At 65.8% G+C, this 1,187-nt stretch carries 1 protein-coding gene, 1 tRNA gene and 1 pseudogene; 1 reads left to right on the top strand and 2 read right to left on the bottom strand.

Translation table 11 applies throughout. From position 1 onward, the window contains the following. A pseudogene (locus tag L995_RS34820) lies at window positions 1-214 on the top strand (2,3-butanediol dehydrogenase); the annotation flags it as partial. 69 nt (window positions 215-283) lie between these two features. On the opposite strand, the gene L995_RS26110 reads toward L995_RS34820, so the two are convergent. Together L995_RS26110 and L995_RS26105 are read right to left on the bottom strand one after the other, a co-directional pair. Continuing rightward, window positions 284-373: transfer RNA gene (locus L995_RS26110), tRNA-Ser, on the bottom strand. A 13-nt stretch (window positions 374-386) separates the two neighbouring features. Next, the coding region (locus L995_RS26105; protein WP_047474219.1) for a LysR substrate-binding domain-containing protein at window positions 387-1,187 on the bottom strand (801 nt) is incomplete at its 5' end.

Raw genomic sequence — 1,187 nt, 5'->3', positions numbered from 1 at the left:
GAGGTGGACGTGGTGGCCGAGGTGATGAAGCTCACCGGCGGCAAGGGCGTGGATGTGTCGTTCGAACGTGCACAGCGTGGTCATGAAGCAGCTGGACGTGCGCGGCACCATTGCTTACTGCAACGACCACCAGGAAACCATCAAGCTGGTCGAGGAGGGCTCGATCAACCTCGAGCCCTTCATCACCCAGTGCATCCAGCTCGATGACCTGATGCCTGCCTTGTGGTCACGCTGCGCAAAGAAAAAAGCCCTTGATTGAATCAATCAAGGGCTTAGATCATTTTGGCGGAGAGGGCGGGATTCGAACCCGCGGTGGGGATTAGCCCACACACGCTTTCCAGGCGTGCGACTTAAACCGCTCATCCACCTCTCCGAAGACCGCGATTCTAGCATCGATTTTTTGGGGTGGCCGCGAAGTTTCCTGCATGCGTGATCGATATGCCCTGGACGGCTGGCGCTTCGGGCATGGCCCGTGCCTGCGCCTGCAGCCAGTTGCAGAAGATGTCGAGCCGGGTCTGCACCGCAGTGCTGCGGCGCAGCGCCAGGTAGCGGTAGCCGGAGGCCGTGAAGCCGAAGGGCGCCAGCAGGCGACCGGCCTGCACGTCGTCCATCACCAGGTGCCAGGGGGCGACGGCCGCGCCCAGGCCGCGCAGCGCCGCTTCCAGCGTGAAGTAGTAGTGCTCGTAGACGGGGCCGGCCGCTGCGGGCGGGGCCATGTCCATGGAGGCGGCCCACAGGTCCCAGGCGTTGCGCCGGCCGCGTGTGTGCAGCAAGGGGAGGCTGGCCAGGTCTTCAGGTTGCTGGAGGCGTCCTGCCATGGCCGGGGACATCACCGGGCCCAGGTATTCGGCGAAAAGAGGCAGGGACGTCTCGTTGTCTGCAAGGGCCTCGCCGCTGTCGTGCGTGATGGCCGTGATGAGCAGGTCGCAGCCTTCGCGTGCAGCGTCGGTGCCGGTGTCGGTGGTGCGCAGGCGCACCTCGATGCCGGGGTGGTGCGCGTGAAAGTCGAACAGCCGGGGGATCAGCCATTTGACGGTGAAGGTGCTGAAGCAGGCCACGTCCAGAGGGCCTTCGTGGGCGTCGCCCAGGCTGCGCACCGCCTCATGGATCTGCTCGAAGGCCTGGGTCAGCGCCGGCTGCAGGGTGCGCGCTGCCGCGGTGAGCGTGGGGCGGGCCTTGGTGCCTGC

It is taken from the genome of Delftia sp. ZNC0008 (assembly GCF_000799035.1).
GTDB lineage: Bacteria > Pseudomonadota > Gammaproteobacteria > Burkholderiales > Burkholderiaceae_C > Comamonas > Comamonas tsuruhatensis.
The sequence above is the reverse complement of the archived record's forward strand: the minus strand, read 5'-3'. Positions and strand labels throughout refer to the sequence as shown.